This window comes from Microcoleus sp. Pol8_D6 (assembly GCF_036700965.1).
Taxonomy (GTDB): domain Bacteria; phylum Cyanobacteriota; class Cyanobacteriia; order Cyanobacteriales; family Microcoleaceae; genus Microcoleus.
In genome coordinates this window covers 1-21,115 of the sequence record NZ_JAUBPW010000047.1, presented here as the reverse complement: position 1 = coordinate 21,115, position 21,115 = coordinate 1, and the positions used below count along the sequence as shown (strand labels likewise).

The 21,115-nt window shown below is 44.3% G+C and carries 21 protein-coding genes and 2 riboswitches; of the genes, 5 read left to right on the top strand and 16 right to left on the bottom strand.

All coding sequences use genetic code 11. The features are described from left to right. Nucleotides 1-4: 4 nt before the first annotated feature. Entirely contained in the window at nt 5-1,348 is a 1,344-nt protein-coding gene (locus QUA10_RS18825) for a glycosyltransferase family 4 protein (RefSeq protein ID WP_333084015.1), read from the bottom strand. A gap of 76 nt (nt 1,349-1,424) precedes the next feature. On the opposite strand from QUA10_RS18825, the gene QUA10_RS18820 reads away from it, so the two are divergent. Both QUA10_RS18820 and QUA10_RS18815 read left to right on the top strand, forming a co-directional pair. Next, nucleotides 1,425-1,895 carry a tetratricopeptide repeat protein gene (locus QUA10_RS18820; protein ID WP_333084017.1) on the top strand — a complete coding sequence of 157 codons (471 nt, stop codon included), beginning with the start codon at nt 1,425-1,427 and terminating at the stop codon, nt 1,893-1,895. A gap of 101 nt (nt 1,896-1,996) precedes the next feature. Then, on the top strand, nt 1,997-2,953 hold the full coding sequence (locus tag QUA10_RS18815) for a glycosyltransferase (RefSeq protein WP_333084018.1): 957 nt from the start codon (nt 1,997-1,999) through the stop codon (nt 2,951-2,953). A 232-nt stretch (nt 2,954-3,185) separates the two neighbouring features. Here QUA10_RS18815 and QUA10_RS18810 read toward each other — a convergent pair whose 3' ends face one another. Both QUA10_RS18810 and QUA10_RS18805 read right to left on the bottom strand, forming a co-directional pair. Next, nucleotides 3,186-3,722 (bottom strand): DinB family protein, encoded by a 537-nt coding sequence (locus tag QUA10_RS18810; protein WP_333086337.1) that lies wholly within the window; start codon nt 3,720-3,722, stop codon nt 3,186-3,188. 23 nt (nt 3,723-3,745) lie between these two features. After that, the gene (locus QUA10_RS18805) at nt 3,746-4,027 is read right to left on the bottom strand and encodes an antibiotic biosynthesis monooxygenase (protein ID WP_333084020.1); all 282 of its coding nucleotides are present in this window, start codon (nt 4,025-4,027) and stop codon (nt 3,746-3,748) included. 205 nt (nt 4,028-4,232) lie between these two features. Between QUA10_RS18805 and QUA10_RS18800 the strand changes: the two genes are divergently transcribed. Together QUA10_RS18800 and QUA10_RS18795 are read left to right on the top strand one after the other, a co-directional pair. Further along, entirely contained in the window at nt 4,233-4,934 is a 702-nt protein-coding gene (locus tag QUA10_RS18800) for a diacylglycerol/polyprenol kinase family protein (protein ID WP_445243590.1), read from the top strand. 291 nt (nt 4,935-5,225) lie between these two features. Beyond that, entirely contained in the window at nt 5,226-5,732 is a 507-nt protein-coding gene (locus QUA10_RS18795; protein WP_333084022.1) for a hypothetical protein, read from the top strand. 309 nt (nt 5,733-6,041) lie between these two features. Here the strand turns inward: QUA10_RS18795 and QUA10_RS18790 are convergent, their stop codons facing one another. The 6 genes from QUA10_RS18790 to QUA10_RS18765 form a co-directional block, all read right to left on the bottom strand. After that, nucleotides 6,042-6,890 (bottom strand): ABC transporter ATP-binding protein, encoded by an 849-nt coding sequence (locus QUA10_RS18790; protein WP_333084025.1) that lies wholly within the window; start codon nt 6,888-6,890, stop codon nt 6,042-6,044. A 219-nt stretch (nt 6,891-7,109) separates the two neighbouring features. Beyond that, nucleotides 7,110-7,964 carry a methyltransferase domain-containing protein gene (locus QUA10_RS18785; RefSeq protein WP_333084026.1) on the bottom strand — a complete coding sequence of 285 codons (855 nt, stop codon included), beginning with the start codon at nt 7,962-7,964 and terminating at the stop codon, nt 7,110-7,112. A gap of 19 nt (nt 7,965-7,983) precedes the next feature. After that, entirely contained in the window at nt 7,984-8,424 is a 441-nt protein-coding gene (locus QUA10_RS18780) for a hypothetical protein (RefSeq protein ID WP_333084028.1), read from the bottom strand. Between the two features lie 161 nt (nt 8,425-8,585). Further along, a riboswitch (cobalamin riboswitch) is annotated at nt 8,586-8,730 on the bottom strand. A 38-nt stretch (nt 8,731-8,768) separates the two neighbouring features. Next, complete coding sequence (locus tag QUA10_RS18775; protein ID WP_333084030.1) at nt 8,769-9,347, bottom strand: Uma2 family endonuclease; 579 nt, start codon at nt 9,345-9,347, stop codon at nt 8,769-8,771. Nucleotides 9,348-9,554: 207 nt separating this feature from the next. After that, on the bottom strand, nt 9,555-10,976 hold the full coding sequence (locus tag QUA10_RS18770) for an ABC transporter substrate-binding protein (RefSeq protein WP_333084031.1): 1,422 nt from the start codon (nt 10,974-10,976) through the stop codon (nt 9,555-9,557). A 93-nt stretch (nt 10,977-11,069) separates the two neighbouring features. Beyond that, on the bottom strand, nt 11,070-11,813 hold the full coding sequence (locus tag QUA10_RS18765; protein ID WP_333084033.1) for a hypothetical protein: 744 nt from the start codon (nt 11,811-11,813) through the stop codon (nt 11,070-11,072). Between the two features lie 128 nt (nt 11,814-11,941). Between QUA10_RS18765 and QUA10_RS18760 the strand changes: the two genes are divergently transcribed. Beyond that, nucleotides 11,942-12,118, top strand: a complete 177-nt coding sequence (locus tag QUA10_RS18760) for a hypothetical protein (RefSeq protein ID WP_333084035.1) — start codon at nt 11,942-11,944, stop codon at nt 12,116-12,118. 26 nt (nt 12,119-12,144) lie between these two features. On the opposite strand, the gene QUA10_RS18755 is transcribed toward QUA10_RS18760, so the two are convergent. The 7 genes from QUA10_RS18755 to QUA10_RS18725 all read right to left on the bottom strand — a co-directional run bounded on the left by QUA10_RS18755 (nt 12,145) and on the right by QUA10_RS18725 (nt 20,677). Next, nucleotides 12,145-14,175, bottom strand: coding sequence for a leucine-rich repeat domain-containing protein (locus QUA10_RS18755; RefSeq protein WP_333084037.1), 2,031 nt, complete (start codon nt 14,173-14,175; stop codon nt 12,145-12,147). 35 nt (nt 14,176-14,210) lie between these two features. Next, nucleotides 14,211-14,957, bottom strand: coding sequence for a leucine-rich repeat domain-containing protein (locus QUA10_RS18750; RefSeq protein ID WP_333060207.1), 747 nt, complete (start codon nt 14,955-14,957; stop codon nt 14,211-14,213). A gap of 93 nt (nt 14,958-15,050) precedes the next feature. Further along, the gene (locus tag QUA10_RS18745; RefSeq protein WP_333084038.1) at nt 15,051-17,147 is read right to left on the bottom strand and encodes an SPFH domain-containing protein; all 2,097 of its coding nucleotides are present in this window, start codon (nt 17,145-17,147) and stop codon (nt 15,051-15,053) included. 390 nt (nt 17,148-17,537) lie between these two features. Then, the gene (locus tag QUA10_RS18740; protein WP_333084039.1) at nt 17,538-18,506 is read right to left on the bottom strand and encodes a DUF2207 domain-containing protein; all 969 of its coding nucleotides are present in this window, start codon (nt 18,504-18,506) and stop codon (nt 17,538-17,540) included. 318 nt (nt 18,507-18,824) lie between these two features. Next, on the bottom strand, nt 18,825-19,625 hold the full coding sequence (gene cbiQ / locus QUA10_RS18735) for a cobalt ECF transporter T component CbiQ (protein ID WP_333084040.1): 801 nt from the start codon (nt 19,623-19,625) through the stop codon (nt 18,825-18,827). After that, the gene (locus QUA10_RS18730; RefSeq protein ID WP_333084041.1) at nt 19,622-19,954 is read right to left on the bottom strand and encodes an energy-coupling factor ABC transporter substrate-binding protein; all 333 of its coding nucleotides are present in this window, start codon (nt 19,952-19,954) and stop codon (nt 19,622-19,624) included. The genes cbiQ and QUA10_RS18730 overlap by 4 nt, the downstream gene beginning before the upstream one ends. 6 nt (nt 19,955-19,960) lie before the next feature. Next, nucleotides 19,961-20,677, bottom strand: a complete 717-nt coding sequence (locus tag QUA10_RS18725) for an energy-coupling factor ABC transporter permease (protein ID WP_333084045.1) — start codon at nt 20,675-20,677, stop codon at nt 19,961-19,963. 61 nt (nt 20,678-20,738) lie between these two features. After that, nucleotides 20,739-20,885, bottom strand: a riboswitch (cobalamin riboswitch). Nucleotides 20,886-21,115 lie beyond the last annotated feature (230 nt).

Below are 21,115 nucleotides of genomic sequence, written 5' to 3'. Positions count from 1 at the left end.
GGGTTTAAAATTGCAATAGCCGATCGTACTGCCGACCTATGATATCCCAAGTGTATTGGCTTTCAACGAGCGATCGCGCGCTGACAGAGAGCTCCTGTCTTAGCTGCTGATTTTCAAACAAACTGGTAATCGCCTCAACATACTCGTGAACTTTGTTCGCCCGCAAGGCCCTTCTCGGTTGTGGGCCGCCATCGACGGCTAAACCCTCCAAACCTCGATCGCTCGCAACCACAGGGGTTCCCGCAGCCATCGCCTCCAAAGTTTTATTTTTAATCCCAAAACCTATCCGCATCGGCACCACACAAACAGCAGCTTGATGCAAATATTCTGCCACCCTTTGCACCCGGCCTACTACTTGAATTCCGGGGAGTTTCCCCAAGGCGAGCACTTCCGGGACTGGCGAAGCCCCTACTAAGGTGAGGGTAGCATCGGGATAGCGCTGCTGCAAAGGCGGCATTATTTGCAAACTGAGAAACCGCGCCGCGTCAATATTGGGCAAATTGTTCATGGCGCCTGCAAAAATTAAGGTATGTCCTCCCGGATCGATCGGCCGATACGGAAATTGGGTTAAATCTACGCCGTTAGGAATTACATCTATGGAAGGTACAAAACAATCTTGTTTTCCTCGCACTCGAACCGGAGGCAACAGTAATTCGAGGAGTTGCTCTCTGTCTGTGGATGTTGTCGCGACAATGCGGGAGAATTTGGAACAGTAGCGTTTTTCGTAGCGGGCGAGTAGCGGTAAATTTAGTCGATCGCGCAGGGGTTTTTCGGAGGTGCCGGTTGCTAACATTTCCCTGCAAGTTCCCCAAACGGAACTGTGAATATTTGCCACTGTCAGCAGTTTTTGCCGCCATTCTGGACGCACGTAAATCTCGTTAACGCTGTGTTCGCAGGTGACAGTATCGCATTTGCCTGCTGTTACCAATTCGTCTGCCCAATTCTGCATTGCTTGGCAGTAGCTTGAGAGTACGTTTGGAGGTGTCCCGGACAACAAAAATCGACTGAATCTGTGGAATTTTCCTATTATTTCAGAGAACCCCCCCTCAGTCTCCCCCTTGTTAAGGGGGGGAGGTAAAAATCCTTCCTCAGTCTCCTGCTGGAGTCTTAGCCCCCCCTTAGCAAGGGGGGGTTGGGGGGGTGTCTGCGGATGGGGAAAAACTGCCAATTTTGTAACTTGCTGGCGCAATGCGTCGATTTGTGCATCGGTGACATCGGGCGATCTTACAGTGCCGAGAATTACATCATGTCGCCGGCTCAAGTATTGTAATAAATTAAACGTCCTTACCTGAGTTCCTCCGCGGCTTGGCGGATAAGGAAAAGTCGAGGAAAGCATTAAAATCTTCATGGGATGTGGGATAAATAAAGTTGCCGCTTGCACGATAAGATTGATTGATAAAATCTTTTTAACAATCTTCGCACCTATGGACGAATTATCTGTTAAGGCGCTGCTCGAAGACTTGAAAAAGCCCGACGAAAGTGTTCGCGATCGGGCAACTACAGAACTCTGGCGCACTTGGTTTAACCAGAAGGGTGACTATGGGATGCAAATTCTCAGGCGAGCGCAAGTTTCGCTGGATGCAGGCGATGTTCACCACGCTTTGGATTTGCTGACGAAATTGATTGCGGAAGCGCCGGATTTTGCGGAAGCTTGGAACCGACGCGCCGTACTTCACTATACTCAAGGAAATTATAAAAAGTCGATCGAGGACTGCGAAATTGTCCTCAAACTGAACCCGGTACATTTTGGGGCGTTGCACGGTCTGGGTTTGTGCTACGCTGCCTTGGGAGAATACCTAAATGCTATTCAAGCTTTTCGTCGCGCTTTGGAAATTCAACCTTTTGCTTTGGTGAATCAAAAGTTAATTCTGGAGTGTACGGCTCGTTTGAGTTAAAATACATAGGGCATTGGACATTGGGCATTGGGCATTGGTGGTTTATTTTCCTGGACTGAAGTGCGAATTTTTTCCACAATCTAAAATTGAAAATAGTCGTAGTGCCGAAAATTAGCGTTTGCATTCCTACTTACAATCGAGTGCATTTGTTGGCAAGTGCGATCGCCAGCGTGCTAGATCAAACTTATACAGATTTTGAATTAATTATCTGTGATGACGGTTCTACTGACAGCACTCCTCTGTTGATGTCGGAATTTGTCGATCGCGGGATTCGCTACATTCGCCACCCGCAGAATATCGGCAAGAGTAATAATATGCGATCGGGCTTTGCAGCAGCAAGGGGCAAATATTTTATCAAGTTTGACGATGACGATCGCCTGAGCGCGCAATTTCTAGAGCGGACATCTGCTATTTTAGATAAAGATCCCAGCATTGATTTTGTCAGTACAGATCACTGGGTGATCGACATTAACAATTATATTGATGAAAACCAGACGAAACTCAATTCGCAGCGGTGGGGGCGCACCGAGTTGTCGGCGGGAATTATTGAAGATTTGCTCGAAGCAGTGTTTCTGAGACAGAGTTTGCAAATAGGGGCAACTTTGTTTCGCCGCCGCGCGCTGGAAGAAGTCGGATTTCTGCGGCCGAATTTGCAAAATTGCGAAGATAACGATTTGTTTGTAAGACTTGCGATTGCGGGCAAAAAGTGCTATTACTTGCCGGAGCTGTTGATGGAGTATCGAGTTCATACAGGACAGCAAGGAGTCGATCGGGCAATTCCGTATTTAAGCGATAAATTGCGCTATTTAACAGGCTACGAGTTTGAGTCGGAGAAGTTAGAAACTGTCAGGCTCAAAAGGATTGCAGAAACTCAATTAGCGCTAGGTTTGCGGCTGATTGAGGTGGGGGAAACTGCAAAAGGACGCCTGATGGTGCGGGCAGGAAAGTCTGTTTCTGCGGCGAAAATGTGGGCGGGTTTGGGATTGTCGTTGCTGCCCGTCGAGTTGCGTCCAAAAGCCTTTGAGTTTGTGCGAGAGTTGATGAAACGGGAGTTGTGAAGGCGGAGGATTTCTACAGAATACGCGGCGGTTGAAACCGCGTCTATACACACAAAACTCACAAGGCAAGGGTTGAAAAGTCGGGGGTTAAAATCACGTTTATACAGACAAAACCCACCGAAACAAGTTTAAATTCTTGATTTTCTTGAGTCCCCCTCTGCTGGGACGAGAGGCAAGTGTAGATGAGGTTTTAACCGCCGAGTGTTCTGGTGTGTCGGTTTACAACCAGAAATTATCCGATTGATATAGCGGGTAGCCAGGGAATATCTGTAACGCCTGGGTCGTAGCCAAGTTGTTTGAGTAGTGTGGTAATTTGCCCTCTATGGTGAGTTTGATGATTGAACATATGTGTCACCAAAACCCACGTCGGTAGCACGCGGCATTTACCATCTACATTGCTTGTGTACTCAAAGGGTTGACTCAACCAGTCAGAATTAAGGTGTCTAGACCATTCTATAATTTGCCGATCCGTTGTCTCCCGTTCTGCTCTCAAAACCTCAAATTCAGCATAGAGTTCTTGACCGATAACGGTACCCGAAAATGGGTGAAGAGTGAAACGACCCATCCATGCTTTGTCACCATACAGTAAGTGATTCAAAGTGCCATGAATCGACTTAAAAAAGGCACCCATATCCTGTTTGCGCTGTTCATCAGGAATTGCCGAGCAGACCGAATATAGATTTTGATTCATCCAGCAATTGTACTCAGCCATTAGCTGGTAGTAGCTACCGTCGTACATACTCAAAACATAATCACATAGTTTGAACAACTTACATTATACAAATAGGTCTTTCACAATACTCCTGACTCTAATTGGTCTAGATAAATAAACTCAGGAGCTTTAACTCCGGCTTCTTCTCTAATTTTAACCAGTCTAGGCGACTCAAAAAACGCCCTAGCATCTGCGATTGATGTCCACGCGGAGAAATGAACAATTTTGTTCGGATCGTTGTCATACTTCAAGACCTGATAGGAGCGCTCGCCAGCTTCTTTTCGGATGCTTTCAGCACGATCGAATACCTGTTTCCAAGCTTCATAATTTTCTACTTCATGAATAATTAAGACATACTGCATAGTAATCAGATTCTCTGAGCCTCTCAAAACTTCAAACGAATAATTTTATTAGACTAACTCACCTTGTCTCCAAAACCGACCACAGGAGAACGAGTAAATTATACCGTAGCGACGGTTGAAAATCCTCCCAACACTGAACAGAGCGATCGGCTTTCCACTAAAGTAGTAAATAGTGCCTGATGTAAATAAGTGTTTCCTAAATATCGTGTCTATATTTTCTGAAATTCCGACTGTGTGGTTGCAAATTTCCCTCGTGGGAGTCTGGTTGGGTTTGATTTTACTGGTAGCTGAAGGGTTAAATCGCTTTACTTCTGTGGATGCTGAGGTATCGCGGAAGGTGGTTCACATCGGTACTGGGAACGTGATTTTGCTGGCTTGGTGGCTGGAAATACCCGGTTGGGTGGGGATTTCGGCGGGGGTTTTAGCAGGTGCGATCGCCCTAATTTCTTACCAAGTTCCGATTTTGCCCAGTCTTAACAGTATCAACCGGAAGAGTTTGGGGACTTTTTTCTATGCTGTTAGTATCAGCGTTCTCGTAGCTTGGTTTTGGCCGCTACAGCATCAGGAGTACGCTGCTTTGGGCATTTTAGTCATGACTTGGGGCGACGGATTGGCTGCTGTCATCGGCCAGAAATACGGCAAACATATTTATCGAGTTTGGGGAATACAGAAGAGTTGGGAAGGTTCTGCAACTATGTATTTGGTGAGTTTTGCTGTTAGCAGTTTGATTTTGCTGGCGGTTCAAGGCAATATTTGGCAAACTTGGGCTGTGTCTGCTGTTGTAGCTTTGGCTGCTGCTACTTTGGAGTCGGTTTCCAAGCTGGGAATTGACAATCTGACTGTGCCCATCGGCAGTGGGGCGATCGCCTTTTTCCTAAATCAATTTTTGATAATTGGTAATGTGTAATCTGAACTTACCCCCACGGGGGGCGTTGCTGGATACAGGTATGAATTCAAGATTTCGCAATTGCTATAAACCTGCTTGAGGGTGAGTTTTGTAAATTCAACCGAAAAGGTAATTCATACCGTGAATCAGCAACGCCCAAATTCTTATTAAGATGTCACTGCACATTGAGTTAAGATGTTAACGTACCGCCTAACAACCCTGGTGCAGCGGACTGACCCAATTCTTTTGTGGTGTTGCAAAGGTTATTATCAGCCACTGACCAGAAACGTTAGACCGCAAAAGGAGATAACCGTGAAGAACAAGCTTTCGAGCCTGATAGTTGCAGGCATCGCAATGACTACTTTGTTTGCCCAGGTAGAGCAAGCGAATAGTCAGGCATTGCGTCCAACATTTTTTGAATCTACTTCTATTCAGGGGTCTGGTCGAGCAAAAGCTGGGAATTTAACTTTTTCGGTTAACATTAACGTTCTTGGAGACTCATCTGGAACTGGTTCTGGGACAGCTCAATATAGGGGAGAACAAGATGGTCTTCAGATGGGTATTCAAGCCCAGTGCGTAAAGAGCTTTCTTCTGGGGAGTAACAGAACACCGATCGTTACTATTGCAGGGCCGATTGTTAGCGGATCTTCACAAGTAACTGGGAAACAAAGATGGGTATTTATTGGAATCAGAGACTCAAGTCCTGACAGCATTCGTTTTTTAGATACTTCAAGAGAACAAGCTTTGCAACTTTGTAATCAGCCAACAGACAGCTTCCCTGCTGCTTTTATTTCTGGCGGAATTTCTATCTCCCATTAATTACGATCGCTGATTGCAGAGAATTTGTGGGAACATAATTTCTGTGCAATCAGCCTTCTTGTTCTCATGCCATCAAACGACTCTGAACTGCAAGCTCAAGCTCCGAGAAGCCTTGACGCGATAGCCTTTACTTCTTTTGAACAATGCCAACTCTTGAGCCGTGAATTTAACAATATTTGCTGGATACAGGTATGAATTCAAGATTTCGCAATTGCTATAAACCTGCTTGAGGATGAGTTTTGTAACTTCCGATCACAGGTGATTCATCCCGTGAATCAGCAACGCCAATTATCAATTGTCTAAGTCTCGTTAAAGCAGCCGACGTGCTTGTAAAATTTGTTGTTGCCATTGCTCGAAAGCGGGGATTTTTGAGCGATCGTCTGTTGGAAACACCGCCCTTATTTGCTCCATAAGCTCGATCGCCAGCGGTACGCCAAGCTGCAATTGTTCCAAGACATCCCGCTGAGCAAAAACGGTTTCCGGTGTTCCTTCTAAAATTAGTTTTCCCCGATCCATTACAAACACCCAATCAGCCCAGCGGTAGATGAAATCGAGGTCGTGACTTGCTAAAAGAATAGTGGTTCCAGCGCTGTGAATTTGTTGAAGTAAACCGATCAGTTGTCGGGTGTGACGCGGATCGAGATAGGCGGTAGGTTCATCTAACAGCAGCAGTTTGGGCTTGAGAACCATGATATCGGCGATGGAAACCCGCTTTTTCTGGCCCAAACTGAGATTGTGAATTGGTTCGCGGGCGAGTTCGCTTAGATCGAATTGCTCGATCGCCTCCTGCACCTGTTGAGCAATTTCGGATTCTTTTAAGCCTAAATTGTACAATCCATAAGAAATATCTTCTTCTACCGTCGAAGCTACTAATTGATGTTCTGGATTTTGAAAGACGAGTCCGATTTGTTGGCGCAGTTGCATCAAGGATTTGCGATCGTAGCGAAAGGGTTCACCTTGCCAGCTAATGATTCCCTGTTGCGGTTGATATAAGCCATTTGCTAACAGAAAAAAGGTAGTTTTGCCACAGCCATTTTGACCGATCAGCCCGCACCGTTTGCCAGCGGGGACTTTTAGATTTAAACCCTGAATTGCCACTCGCGAACCGCAGGGATAGGAGTAGGAAGTGCCAGCGAATTCGAGAATCCATTCAGACATATTCGTTATTTTTTATTTTTTATAGCCTTGTTCCCAGGCTCTGCCTGGGAATAAATACCCGGAGGCTCGGCCTCCAATTACCGATTACCGATTTCCATTGTATAGCAATCCTTGCAGCAGTCGTCAACTTTTTACCCCACCCCAACCCTCCCCTTGATAAGGAGGGAGTAAGAAATTCACAAATGATTTAGGATTGCTATATTTGTGTCAGCCTCGATCTTATTTTGACAACTGCCAAAGTTGCATTTCATAACAAAGATGTTGCTCAAAAAGTTTGCCCGCTTCCAATCCTTCAACCACCAACTTCTTGAACCAGCGGCGAAATATCCAGCGCAGGAATTTGTGGACGGGGGGAACTGTAATCGCAATCAAATCGGCAACATATATCATTGTATTCAGTCCATACCTGCGGAAAGTATCGACATACAAATCGATTGTTGGCAAAATATGGGCGGAAATATCCTCAGTTTTTACTAAAGTGAATCCAGCCTGCTTTAATGCTGCATGAAGTTCCGTAACAACATGACAATTAGAGAACATTCCCTCTTTATAATTAGCATCAGATCGCAGCATATCGGCCAGCAACACGTATCCACCCTGATTGAGGATTTTGGCGGCACCGTTAGCAATATCAACAGCCGACATATACTGGCTACTTTCGCTAAAGAGAATAAGATCGTAGAAATGGGTTGCTTTGAAGTCTTCAAACCTCGTGAGGTGGAAGATTGCCCGATCGCCAGTACACTTAAGAAAGCGCTGCTGTTGAAACGGATCGGGTGCGAGCCCTTCCACTCCAAAACCTCGATCGAGCAAATAAGCAGCATTTCCGCCAATCCCGCAGCCCACATCCAGTATCGTATGAGTGCCTTTGGGGATTGCATCCAACAGTTTTACAGTATAAGCTTGCTGAGCCAGGCGCAATCGTGCGATCGTTAGTTCGTCAGCGGGCACAGGTAGGGTTTCCCAATAGCCGTAGTGAAGGTAGGGCGAATCTGTCAGGCCCAAATAGTAATTAAGCGCTGCATTTTGGTAGCGAGTTACTTTGGAAATTTCGATGGATTTTGGCTGCGACATTCGGAAAATTTAGTAAGTTTTAGGATTTCGGGCAGAGTTGAAATTCTTCCCAGCGCTTGCATACTTGTTCATAGCACTCAACAGGAGAAATTGCCAAGTTTTGCAACAAATTGATATCAATCTGACCGTTGGCGATCGACAAAAATATAATTACTTTCTTAGGTTCGTAGCCAGCAATGATTTGGAGCAAATTAGAAACAGTGTTTTCCTCTATTTCTAGTTGCTGCAAATAAACGGTTGCCTCCAAGTCAGAAATAAATTGCAGATCGTACTTGATAGTATCTACGCTCCAATTCACAGAACCGTTAATGGGAGTATTGATTTTGCAAGCAACCAAGCCTCGTCCTTGATGCAAAAAGCCATTCCAAGCAGTATGTCCGATCGGCAAAATATTCTGGTGAATAAATAAGTTTTGCCAGTAGCCAAAACTACCCTGCCAAACACTATCTTCAACTCGCATTTCTTTTCATTTCCCTTAAAATAAGATACCCTTCAGAACACAAATCGAATTACATCAGCGTTCATCTGTGTTTATCTGCTGATATCTGCGGTTAAAAAAACCCAATCCAATAATTTAAAAAATAATAAACTCACCATCATCCATACCTCGCAGATGAAAAACAACAGGTAAACAAATCGGCGGGCATTCTGACTCAGAGAAGCAAGAATCTCCTTACAGTTGCGGGACAGCGCCGGATTCGCACCGAACTTTCCCCCTTACGTCTGATGGCTGTTCTCCATCAGAGCCGATCGATATACGGGGATATTACCACTATTTGGGATATTTGACAAAAAAGCGTCCGCCTATTCACCAAACTCAATATTTTCATACAAATCGGTCAGCGAAATTTCCACAGGAATAGAGGTTAAAGTCAGCCGATCGCCCATACAGCTATATTCCGAAAAAATCCACTTATTCGCATCAGTTTTCGAGTATTGCTCCACCTGTAGCCGATATTGGTCGATTAATAAATATTCCTTAAAACTAGGAATAGTGCGATAAGCAGCAAACTTTTCATCGCGATCGTAAGCTCTGGTACCTTTAGACAGCACCTCAGCAATGAGCAGAGGATTGGTAATTGTATCCGTCCGTCCAGATTGCAGTTCTATCGGGCGCGCTACCACCATCACATCCGGGTAAGTATAATTATTAAGCTGCGGAACCCAAAGCCGCTGATCCGATGCAAAAATACTGTAAGGTTTACCCTTGAGACTCACCCTCAAAATAGCATTTAAGATGCTTGTAATTTCATTATGATTCGGTGCGCCACCAGCCATCAGAACAATCTCCCCATTGATGAATTCATGCCGCTCCTGGGAATTGATTTCCAATTCTAGATATTCCTCAGCCGTGTAGGTTTTGGTTTCAACTGGCGCGATCATAAACGACGCTCTCCTTTTATCTACTCATTTCATTTTATCTTAAAAATTCTGCTAATTCAACAGAAAAGGAGAATTTAATCATGCTAAGAAACAGGCAAGATGCCTGTTCCACAAAGAGGGAATTTTTTTGTGGGGTGGGCATTCTGCCCGCCCCTGAAAGGCTGATTGAGAATATGCAAGATGTGAGTGCGATCGCACTTAACAAACTTACCGCAGCGGGACAAAGTTATAGCCAGTGCTTCCTCCTTGCTTAACTTGTACTAAAATCGGCTTCCCCGCCCGATCGCCCGTGGGCAAAAACTTCACATCCTCGCTTGATCCTGCTGTCGAAAAACTCGCATTTCTGAGTGCTTGTTGCAATCCTTCCCGCGTATTGCTTTGCCGCAAGCCAGCGATCACAGCTTGAGTCGCATCAAAACTCGTTGCTGTTCGCCAATTCACAATGCCTCCCCAACGCTGGCGGGCATTTTCTGGGAAACGGCTACCGGGATTAGTTTCAGGATGCCAGGGAACGGGCAAAACAAGCCCGTCAACGTCTTTTTGCCCATCTTTTAAAGTTTGAAAGGTGTAGAGCGTAGTGCTGCCGTAGAGTGGCAATTTGCCTCGATTGCTGCGAGCCAGAGAAATCGCACGGTCAATGCGATCGATGTGGGGCGCTACCATCAATCCTTGTGCACCTTTGCTGACAGCATCGGCGAGGGCATTTTCGGGATTAAAAGAGGGTAACGAAAAGTCACAAACAGTGGGAACTAATTTGCCACCAGCAGCAGTAAGAGAGGCAACAAATTCATCTTTAAATGATATGTTATCCGGTGCTTGGGAGTCATAACAAATGGCAATATTAGTTTGGCCTGCTGTTTTCACTGCATATTCTGCTAAGGGAGCAGCCATTAAGCTAATATTGGGTACTGTCCGAAAGATATAGCTGCCAAATCCTGATAGATTGTTGGCAAAGCTCGTCGGTGTCACCATTACCAGTTTTTCTTGCTGATATATGGGAGCAGCTTCCAGAGACGCATTGCTAGCGTTGTGTCCAATTACTGCTAGTATATTCTGATCTTGTGCCAATGTCTTTGCAACTTCTCTGACCACTTGGGGACTGTTGTCATCGTTGACAATTTCTACTTGCAGTTTGGCGCCGTTTATGCCACCGCTAGTATTGATTTCATCCTGAGCTTGGGCGACACCTCGAAGGATTTCTTGGGCGACATTGGGGTTGCTACCAATGGGGACGCTGACAGCAATTTTTAAGGGGGAACCATTGCTGGCTGGGGTCTTATTCAAATAAATAATGGCATTATTCAAATAAATAATCGTTTCGGGATCGTTGCGATTTTGTTGCAGCGAATCCTGAAATTTTTTGACGGCTGCTTGGTAATCTCCATTGACAAAAGCTTCAACGCCGGCTTTTTTTTCTGCTGTTGTTTGGGATGTCACCAATAGCCGATTTCCTAAACTGATGCGACTTGCGATCGCTCCCGATGCGCTCGTTGTCGGTGTAGATGTATTTGAACTTTTGGCATTCAATAAACCGGGAAGGAACTTGTATGCGCCAAACCCAATTAAACCGAGTACAATAATAAAAACAATGGGCGGCGGGCTGTTTCTTTTGTTAGTATCTTGATACATGATTTTTTCTCCTTATTTTGATAGTGTTTGGAGGCCGAACCTCGGGGTAAGTATTCCCAGCAGAGCCTGGGAAGAGAAAATTCCATCTAAACCTCACTTTCCCAGAAGTCCCCAATAGAGCGCGCCCCAAAGTTGGAAAACCTGCATTGCTTCCTCGTCATAGCCTTTAGTTTTGAAAATAGCCTCTGCCTGTTTTAGGTGGCTTATTGCTTGTTGTTTGTTTTTTATTTGGTCTTGGTTGAGCAAAGCCGATGCCAATCTGATGTGAGCATCAGCATCATTGGAGTCACTTCTAATTGCACTTTCCCAGTGAACAATCTCCTCCTCTATAGTCTCCCATTGAAGTTCTTCACTAGAATTTTGTTGTCTGGGAAAGCCTTCGAGACCGTAATTTTTGATATTCAGAAATGTCGCAATGACTTCGGCTTTTTTATGCTTGTCTCCCAAACCAGTGGTGAAGTATGAAGTTAAAGGCACAGACCGCTTGCCTGACTCCAGCACCAGACATACACGATACTTAATACTCTCACTATCCTCAATCTTCTGTATTTCCACACCTGAAATATCTTGAATCAGGTGTTTGACCACTTTGATTTTGAAAATGAGTGGTTGTTCCCACTTGAAAGTCAGATGACCGAGATTTTTATCAAATGTAACGCTCTCAATCTGTGAGAATATCACCAACATCAAACCAATTACAGCAAATAAATAAAGGAAAACACTGCCGGAATACCAACCAAAAGGCAAACCAAATGCCAAAAAACTACCCCCAACGAATAGATTCATCCAAAATCCCGCCGTCTCTCGCAGTTCCAGCTTGTCTGATGTTTCTTTCATGATTTCATATTTAATTAATTTCCAGCTAATGTTATTAACATAATCAAACAAGCCCAAGTGAAAGTCAATTCATTAAATTCATTAATTAAGTTCATAAAAGTCATATTTGTATCTTTGGGGCGGGCAGGATGCCCACCCCACAAGAGTTTCAGGGAAATGGGCTGTTTCGCGATCGCGTTTCTGGTGCGATCGCAGACAGTGCATTTCCGGATAATGCTAGGATCGTAGAACAAGTAATTGCGATCGACTTTGGTGAATTTATGTATTTGTGTCCAACTGTAAATGTCATCATCTTGTGTCTCTAGTTTTCCGAACTGTAAAGTTTGAGCATTTAATTCCAGTGTGCCCAATCGCAGGTAGACTCGGGATTTATCGGGCAAATTTTGGGATAAATCGGATTTCCACCAATGTGAAATAACATCAGGTTAGTCAAGGATTGTAAGGGTTTGATATCGCTGATTTTATTGTCATTAAGTTCGAGCCACACAAGCTTATTCAAGGATTGCAAGGGTTTAATGTCGTTGATTTTATTGTTTTTAAGGATGAGATTAGTCAGGTTGGTCAAAGATTCTAGCGGTTTGATGTCGCTAATTTGATTGTTTTGGAGTTCGAGCCATTCAAGTTTAGTCAAAGATTCTAAAGGTTTGAGATCGCCTATTTTATTGTCGCTGAGTCCGAGAACAGTCAGGTTAGTCAAGGATTGCAATGGTTTGATGTCAGTAATTTCATTGACGTGGAGGTTTAGAGTAGTTAAGTTAGTCAAGGATTCTAAGGGTTTTATATCGCTGATTTCATTGTTTATGAGACCGAGCCTAGTCAGGTTAGTTAAGGATTGCAATGGTTGGATGTCGCTGATTTGATTGTTTTCAAGACCGAGTTCAGTGAGGTTCGTCAAAGATTGCAATGGTTGGATATCGCCGACCCTATTGTTGTAGAGGCCGAGATTAGTCAGCTTGGTTAAAGATTGCAATGGTTTGATATCACTGATTTGATTATCGCTGAGACCGAGATGAGTCAGATTAGTCAATGATTGCAAGGGTTTTATATCGCTGATTTGATTTTTGTGGACTAAAAGTTTAGTCAGGTTAGTTAAGGATTGCAAGGGTTTGATGTCAGTGATTTCATTACTATTGAGGTCTAGTTCCATTAGACTCGAAAGTTTCTGATTAGCTGCATCGCACTCAGTAGTTTCAGCTTTTTCCAACAAAACTTCAACAGTATGTTTAGCTTCAGCGCTCAAATTTGCTTTTTCGCGACACCAATCACCAAATGTTTGTCCAGTGTATTCTGATTGTTTCTGAGTGACTGAAGAAGATCTATTTCTAGATAATTCTATAACGGCAACCGCATTTCCGTGCAGCTTTATCTGAGTCAAGTTAGTTAAAAATTGCAAGGGTTTGATATCGCTAATTTGATTATTTTTGAGGTACAGATTAGTCAGTTCAGTCAAATATTGCAAGGGTTTAATATCGCGGATTTGATTGTTGTTGAGATTGAGCAAAGTCAGTCTAGTCAAAGATTGTAAGGGTTTAATATCGCGGATTTGATTGTTTTCAAGGACGAGTCCAGACAGTTTAGTCAAAGATTGCAAGGGTTGGATGTCGCTGATTTGATTATCGCTAAGGGAGAGATTATACAAGTTAGTCAAAGATTGCAAGGGTTGAATGTCACTGATTTTATTGTTGCTGAGGGAGAGATCAATCAGTTGAGTCAAAGATTGCAAGGGTTGAATGTCAATGATTTGATTGTTGCTGAGGGAGAGATTGTCCACCAGGTTCGTCAAAGATTGCAAGGGTTTGATGTCGCTGATTTTATTGTTGCTGAGGAAGAGAGTATTCAGTTGAGTCAAAGATTGCAAGGCTTGAATGTCACTGATTTGATTACCGCTGAGTAAGAGAGTATTCAATTTAGTCAAAAATTGTAATGGCTTGATGTCGCTGATTTGATTATATTGGAGTTCGAGAATAGACAGGTTAGTCAAGGATTCTAGCGGTTTGAGGTCGCTGATTTGATTACCGCTGAGTTCGAGCCAAGTCAGTTTAGTCAAGGATTGCAATGGTTTAATATCGCTGATTTCTTTGTTCCTGAGTTCGAGTTCCGTGAGACTCGAAATTTTTTGACTAGCTGCATCGCACTCAGTAGTCTCAGCCTCCTTCAACAACACTTCAACAGTATGTTTAGCTTCCGGACTCAAAGAAGCTTTTTCGCGACACCAATCACCAAATGTTTTGTTTGCGCTTTGCGTTTCTGCTGCTAAAACCGAAAGTCCATTTCCACATGATCCTAGACCGATCGCACTAAAAGCAACTACCACGATCAACCTTGGTAAATTCATGTGTTTGTCTCCAACTATAAACGTCATAATTTTGTACTCGTCATTTTCGGAAATGTAAAATTTTAGAACACCAATACTTCTTGCCAATTACAGATAGACTCTGGCTTGACAGGGCAAGTTTCCGGAGCGATCGGATTGTCGCCCAGAAAGATATTCGTCAGTTGAGTCAAAGACTGCAAGGGTTTTGTGTTACTGATTTTATTGCTACTGATGTAGAGTACACTCAGTTTAGTCAAGGATTGCAAGGGTGTAATGTTGCTGATTTGATTACCATTGAGGAAGAGCTGATGCAGGTTTGTCAAGGATTTTAGCGGTGTGATGTCGCTGATTTTATTATTGGTCAGAGCAAGCGAAATCAGCTTAGTCAAGGAGCCCAAGGGTTTAATGTCACTGATTTTATTCTTTCCGAGACTGAGCGCAATCAAGTTAGTCAAGGATTGCAAGGGCTTGAGATCGCTGATTTGATTATTATTGAGACCAAGCATAGTCAGGTTAGTCAAGGATTTTAGCGGTGTAATATCGCTGATTTTCTTGTTGTCGAGGGTGAGTTGCGTGAGACTCGAAAGTTTCTGATTAGCTGCATTGCACTCAGTAGTCCCTGCTTCCTTCAACATCACCTCAACAGTATGTCTAGCTTCTGGACTTAAAGAAGCTTTTGTGCGACACCAATCACCAAATTTTTTGTTTGCGGGTTGCGTTTGTGCCGCGAGCGCAGATAACCCATTTCCAGATAATGCTAGGAGAGTAAAACAAGTAATTGCGATCGACTTGGGTAAATTCATCTCTTTGTCTCCAACTAGAAACTTCATAATCTTGCACCTCTAATTCTCTGAAAAGTAAATTTTTAGACGAAAAGCTTTCAGAGAGGACGATCGTCCTCTCTACAAACTGCACACATCAACTCAAATATCTAACAATTCACCAAATGCCGAATCGATATCAATCTCCGCAACAGCCACAGATTGAGCAACTGGTGAATGATTAGGAGACTCCGGCGACTTCACCGAATGCACATTTACTACTGGTGATTTGACCCCATTTTCCACAACTACAGACTTAGATTTCTTGACATTAATTACAGGTGAATGTGCTCCATTTTCTCCATTCTTACTGGTTTCATTCCGCAGCAACATTGCCATCAAACCGTCCAGCAAACCCCCACTACCGCCGTTACCATTCACTGTGACATCGGGAACGACGCGAACGCTACCATCTGAGACAGCTTGCATCAGTTGCAACAGCGTGTAACTCTGCGTACCCAAAGCGTTGACACCAACTTGATAAGCATCCGCTTTTGCTTGTCCCATCAGGCGAATCCCTTCTGCTTCACCACTAGCGTGTTCGATCGCAGCAGTTGCACTCAGTTGGGCAATTTTCACCCCTTGTTCTGCCGCCACCACCTGATTTTGAATGTTTGCGATCGCAGTTGCACGCACCAATTCTTGACGTTGCGACTCTGAAATGCGCTGCACTTCGTAAGTTTTTTCTTGTTCCTGAGCAATTTTGCGATCGGTCAATGTTTGCATTAACTCTCCTGGCGGCGAAATCAAACCGATCAGCGTGTCAACAGCCTGCACATCATAGGCCCGCAGGGCTTGACGAACGTGTTCTGCCGCCTCTGCTTGGCGTTCGCTGCGCGCGATTAGAAAATCGAGTATTGTATATTCTTGAGAAGAATTGCGAAAATAATTGCCCACAATTGGACGCAGCACTTGGTCGATTAGATTTTGCATCGAACCTTGCCGCGAAATGACTCTCGGTGCATCCAAAGTACCGACATGAATGATCTGAAAAACTTCTAACTCAAAGGTGAATCCGTCAAAAGAAAGCAATTTCAAAGCACTTAACTTGGAGTCGTAGCCGTGTTCTCCGCTGAACCGCGATGTGAAGTTTAAAACAACATCCGTAGTGGGGACAAGTTCTACTTTCATCACTTTTGTATTGATGGGATGTTTGCCTGGGTAAAGCGGTTCGACCCACACACCTTTATCGCCTTTATTGACAAGATTGCCGTGGGTAAAAGCCACGCCGCTTACATCTTGGTGCGATTTTCCCACATAGGAAATTACGACCCCTACATAACCGATCGGCACTTCTGTCATTTTTACCTGTTCTACTTGCACAAACCAGGGATTGAGGTTCCAAGAACCGGATAAAATCACCTGTTCTTGCAAGCCCCTGCGCCCGCCACCCTTGATGAAAGATTGCGCTTTTTGGAAATTGTCGTGACCGGGAATTATCGGCCCGGCAATTTCACCTTCATCAATCGGAATCCCGTCTAGCACGTTCGCAATTCCCACGCGATCTGGAGCAAGTTTGTATAGTTGAAATTCCGACGGCTGCATACCCTTTGCAGTGGCATTAGCTGAAGTAATGACTTCAAATACAGCCGTATTAATCCGATAAGTGCCAGTTGTAATAATTGCTAGTTGCCGTCCTTTTTCTCCACCGTCGGTGAGGAATTTGCGGGCATTTTGGAAATTGTCGCAATCGACGACTTTGCCTAAAATGCGATCGGGAGGAATGGTGGCTCCGTCATTGGCAATAATTAAACCGATTTCATCTTGAGGGACAACCACAACTGGTTCTTTGCGAATGCTATATTGCCAGGGGAAATAACCAAAATGCCAGCCGGGAGGAAGGGTATCTGCTTGCAAACCTCCTTCGCCATCGAGAGCAATCAATCTACTGGATGGCAAATTTTTGCGGGAGAATTTCTTGACAACAATTCCCACTTCTCGTTCGCCGATCGCGATCAGTCCCAAAGTCCAGCCAATCTTGGGTATAAAGATGAAAATTAAGAAAATTGCTCCTACGGGATATATCCAAATCGGAATGCTAATTCCTTCAACTTGGGCTAGTTGAACTTCTTGAGCTTGCGGAGGTGGCGATTTGACTTGGGCTGAAGTTGGTGGGGCAAAAGCGCCTGCTGCTGCGATCGTGGTTGCGAAAGATACTGCTAAGGGTAAAAGTTTGCGAAGCCAACGTGATTTAGTCATAGTTTTTAACTGGTTTTAAGCTCAAATGTACTGAAAAATTGTTAACTACAATCAGTATTCAATAGATTTCTTTGAACGTCAATTCATTAAATTCATTAATTATGTTCATAAAAGTCATATTTGGAATATGATTGTGCAGGAAGTGCGATCGGTTCATCTCAAAATCAGGGAATCAAAGTTTCACCAAATGCTTAAAAGAGGAGACGGCAATGCCGTGTCCCTACCCCGATTATTTGTAGGGAAACGGCACGGCAGTGTCCTGAATCTGGGTAATATCCATATATCAACGGGTGATCAGAAACCGGGTTTTTTGCGAGAATGCTTCGTTATAGTCCACAGATTCAGTAAAAACCCGGTTTCTTTGGTTGTGATGCGTCCAGGGCCGTGATATTAACCGCCATCACCACCACCACCGCCATCACCACCACCACCACCACCGCCATCACCACCGCCATCACCACCACCACCCCAACCACCACCACCACCCCAACTACCACCACCGATACTACCGCCACTCCCACCGCCACCGCCATTAATCATGAATATAGTAATGATTATTCCAAATATCCAAAGCACTGGAGAAGGAAGTCTGGGTTTTGTCAAAGAGCTTTGTCCCGAAGTCGATTGAGATTGATTACCACTTTGTTGCCAACCAGCTTGAGGTACATTCAGAATCGCCTGCGGAAATGCAATTTGCACTTCTAATTCTTGTTCCGGTGGAATAGGCTGACTTGCCACAAACTCAAATGTTTTAGGATCTACTTGACGAGGAACTGCGGCTGTACCAAAATTCGTAAACGAGAGAACTTTACCTGACAAAGCTTCGGGTAATTTAACCGTAACTTTTCCGCTATTAATTGGAGATTTGCGACCCGCTGCAATAGCTTTCCAATAAACTAGAGTATTCTCACCATCTACCTGCAATCCACCTACCACGCGATATTTGATGACAAAAATATGTGATTCTGGCGCTTTTAATCGATGTTGCCAACGAATCCAAAGTTCATTGTTTTCAATTCCCGTGCTACTCGGAATTATTTGATTATTTTCTTGAACTATGACATCTTTAATTTCATCGACCTTACCTAGAGGAATATAGCGATATCGTTCAGTTTTGTAGTCTGCTGTGAACACATATTTTTGCGTTTCGGTAACTAACATATCTCCGTTTGTCTGAACGTCGAGTGTGACGTTGATATTATCCCAGTAAAACGGTAGTTGTTGGGCTGCTGCATGGGTAACAGTTACCAGAAATAGGCTTAATGAAGCTATTAAGAAAAAAACTATTTTTTTGACGAGTCTTTTATTTATCATATAATTTGTATAGGACAAGTGTTGATTACTATTAGTATTCAACACTTGTCTTTTTAGGTCAATTCATTAAATTCATTAATTAAGTTCATAAAAGTCATACCTTCAGTCCAGCAGGGGTTGAAACCCGTACCCCTAAATAGTAACGGAGGACGCGGCAGTGCCGTTTTCCTACCCCAAAATAATCGATCGCTCCCCTCGCATCTAACCATCACCCGATTAATTGTCGGAGGACACGGCAGTGCCGTTTCCCTACCTCACAATCATTGCTCATCCCCGCTAAAGATGTAACCATCGCCCGATTAATTGTAGGGATACGGCAGTGCCGTGTACTAACTGTGGGTTATATTAATATTCCTAATAAATTTAGCGTTGAAATACGACACTTAACAAACTTAAAACGGTGCAACCAAACACGGCTTCAAATGTATATCTTCGTGAAGGTTTGTAAGGGTAAGAATTCCAAACGCGCAGTTCTCCATTAAAGCCACGCGACGCTAAACTCAACGAAACTTGACGGTATTTTTCCAAAGTTCGCTGAAGCAATTGCCCGATTAAAATGCCTAAACTCTGCATTCCCCGCTTCCAAGTGCGGTAGCCACAGCGGGAGTTTTGGGCGATCCAAAGTTCATCGGCGATCGCCAATAAGCTAAAAATAAACCGATACATTAGTAATAGCAGTTCTGTGACCAACTCTGGACAGCGTAATTGTCTGAGAATCTGCAAGATTTCGGTAAATGGAACCGTCAAGAGAATGAAATACATACAGCTTGTCGATGCGAAGGCGCGGGCAAATAACAAGCTCACTTGGTATATTCCAGTGCGGCTCACATACAGATAAAAAGTGCCGATGCTAATCCCCCAACCTTGCCAAATATCCCACCCAATTGCAGGGATACGATCGCCCCCAACCGCACCCATCGCCAAAGCAGGCAAACTTGTCAGCAAAAACATCAACGGTAGCGACAGCAACCGCAAATACAGTTTCCCCGGAATACCCGCATAGACGACGATCCAGACTGCCAACCAAAGGCCGATCAACAATTGGACGATCGCCCCAGAAACTAGAGACAGCATTAAAAGGGCGATCGCAAATGATAACTTGTGAGATGGCGGCAACCCCCGCAAGCGATTTGTATAAGCCAGACTATCAATCTGATGGTTCATTCCGACGATTTATTATCAGACTGCTGCCGAGATTGCGATCGGCCTTTATACAACCCAATGACGTACCCAACTACGCCAGCCCCGAGCGCCGCTTGAGACGCAAACAATAAACTTGAAATTTCTCCGCTAGCCGGCTCAAACAAGTGATTGAACCAAGGTTTATAGCCCGGTTGAATTTCAGTAATTGCTTTCTTAGCTTGGTCATCGGCACCGCCATATTCACCCCGGACAAAAACGAGAGGAAACGCTGCCAGAACAATCACAGCGCCAGCCAACAGCCAATTTTGCCGCGAAGTAGATTGGTGATTTTTTGTAGTTTTTTGACTCACGGCGCCTCACTCCTGTCTCAATAATTTCAAAGTTTCTAACTCCGGCTTCCCGTAAGAATGCAGCCAGTTCCAGACCAATAGAGTCAGCAATCCCTCACTGATAGCCAGAGGTACTTGAGTGATAGCAAAGATGCCAGCAAACTTGAGAAACGAAGCTATAAAACCGCCACTAGCTGCTGGGAAAGCTAATGCTAATTGAATCGAAGTCGTCACATAAGTCAGTAAATCGGCCAAAGCCGCAGCACAAAAAATTGCCGCCCGCTGGCTACCAGTTCGCAACAGCAATTGATAGATAAAATACGCCGCGAAAGGGCCGACAATCGCCATCGAAAACATATTCGCTCCCAGCGTTGTCAAGCCACCATGCGCTAACAGTAACGTTTGAAACAACAGGACTAAAGCCCCCAGTACAGCCATCACCGAAGGGCCGAATAAAATTGCCCCCAAACCCGTACCCGTCGGGTGAGAACAACTGCCCGTTACCGAGGGAATTTTTAAAGCAGAAAGCACAAAAGTAAACGCACCCGCCAAAGCCAACAATAGTTTAAGTTCGGGGTGTTCTTTTGTAATACGAGTAATCGATCGCAAACCTACTGCAAAAAAAGGCAACGCCACCATCCACCAAAACGCAGCCCACTGCACCGGCAAAAAACCTTCCGAAATGTGCATAGCTGCGGCGGGCGTTGCCGAACCCAGGACAATATAACAACTCAAGCCAGCCATCAATCCTAAGCTGACTAATTTCCGATTTCTGGCCTTCACACTGAACCTCGCAGATGAGACTATGTAAACTAACACATCGGCGGGCATCCTGACTCAGAAAGCGACAAGACTTTCATTACAGTTGCGGGACAGCGCCGGACTTGCACCGAACTTTCCCCGTTTCCTCTAACGGCTGCTCCCCATTAGAACCGACTGGTTAGACATAGTTTAGTCGATCGTGTAAGTCTCAGCAAATCTTTTACAAAAATTCATTCAGATTAACTCAGTCGAGATTACCTATCATCTTCTCTTCTCTTCTCTTCCTTCGCGTCTTCGCGGTTCGTTCCATAAATACTATTGCTAAACAAATCAACGGTATAATCCTGGGGGGGTGACAACCCACCCAAAACCCATAGCTAGTAAGGATTGAGCCAACTTGTGGTAAAAAAAGATAGGCAG

Coding starts and splice junctions, on each gene's coding strand:
- QUA10_RS18765 (WP_333084033.1), bottom strand. CDS start 11,813: ATGAAAGAAACATCAGACAAGCTGGAACTGCGAGAGACGGCGGGATTT.
- QUA10_RS18760 (WP_333084035.1), top strand. CDS start 11,942: ATGCCCACCCCACAAGAGTTTCAGGGAAATGGGCTGTTTCGCGATCGC.
- QUA10_RS18790 (WP_333084025.1), bottom strand. CDS start 6,890: ATGTCTGAATGGATTCTCGAATTCGCTGGCACTTCCTACTCCTATCCC.
- QUA10_RS18775 (WP_333084030.1), bottom strand. CDS start 9,347: ATGATCGCGCCAGTTGAAACCAAAACCTACACGGCTGAGGAATATCTA.
- QUA10_RS18725 (WP_333084045.1), bottom strand. CDS start 20,677: ATGGCTGGCTTGAGTTGTTATATTGTCCTGGGTTCGGCAACGCCCGCC.
- QUA10_RS18805 (WP_333084020.1), bottom strand. CDS start 4,027: ATGCAGTATGTCTTAATTATTCATGAAGTAGAAAATTATGAAGCTTGG.
- cbiQ (WP_333084040.1), bottom strand. CDS start 19,625: ATGAACCATCAGATTGATAGTCTGGCTTATACAAATCGCTTGCGGGGG.
- QUA10_RS18820 (WP_333084017.1), top strand. CDS start 1,425: ATGGACGAATTATCTGTTAAGGCGCTGCTCGAAGACTTGAAAAAGCCC.
- QUA10_RS18745 (WP_333084038.1), bottom strand. CDS start 17,147: ATGACTAAATCACGTTGGCTTCGCAAACTTTTACCCTTAGCAGTATCT.
- QUA10_RS18780 (WP_333084028.1), bottom strand. CDS start 8,424: ATGCGAGTTGAAGATAGTGTTTGGCAGGGTAGTTTTGGCTACTGGCAA.
- QUA10_RS18785 (WP_333084026.1), bottom strand. CDS start 7,964: ATGTCGCAGCCAAAATCCATCGAAATTTCCAAAGTAACTCGCTACCAA.
- QUA10_RS18750 (WP_333060207.1), bottom strand. CDS start 14,957: ATGAAGTTTCTAGTTGGAGACAAAGAGATGAATTTACCCAAGTCGATC.
- QUA10_RS18770 (WP_333084031.1), bottom strand. CDS start 10,976: ATGTATCAAGATACTAACAAAAGAAACAGCCCGCCGCCCATTGTTTTT.
- QUA10_RS18755 (WP_333084037.1), bottom strand. CDS start 14,175: ATGACGTTTATAGTTGGAGACAAACACATGAATTTACCAAGGTTGATC.
- QUA10_RS18825 (WP_333084015.1), bottom strand. CDS start 1,348: ATGAAGATTTTAATGCTTTCCTCGACTTTTCCTTATCCGCCAAGCCGC.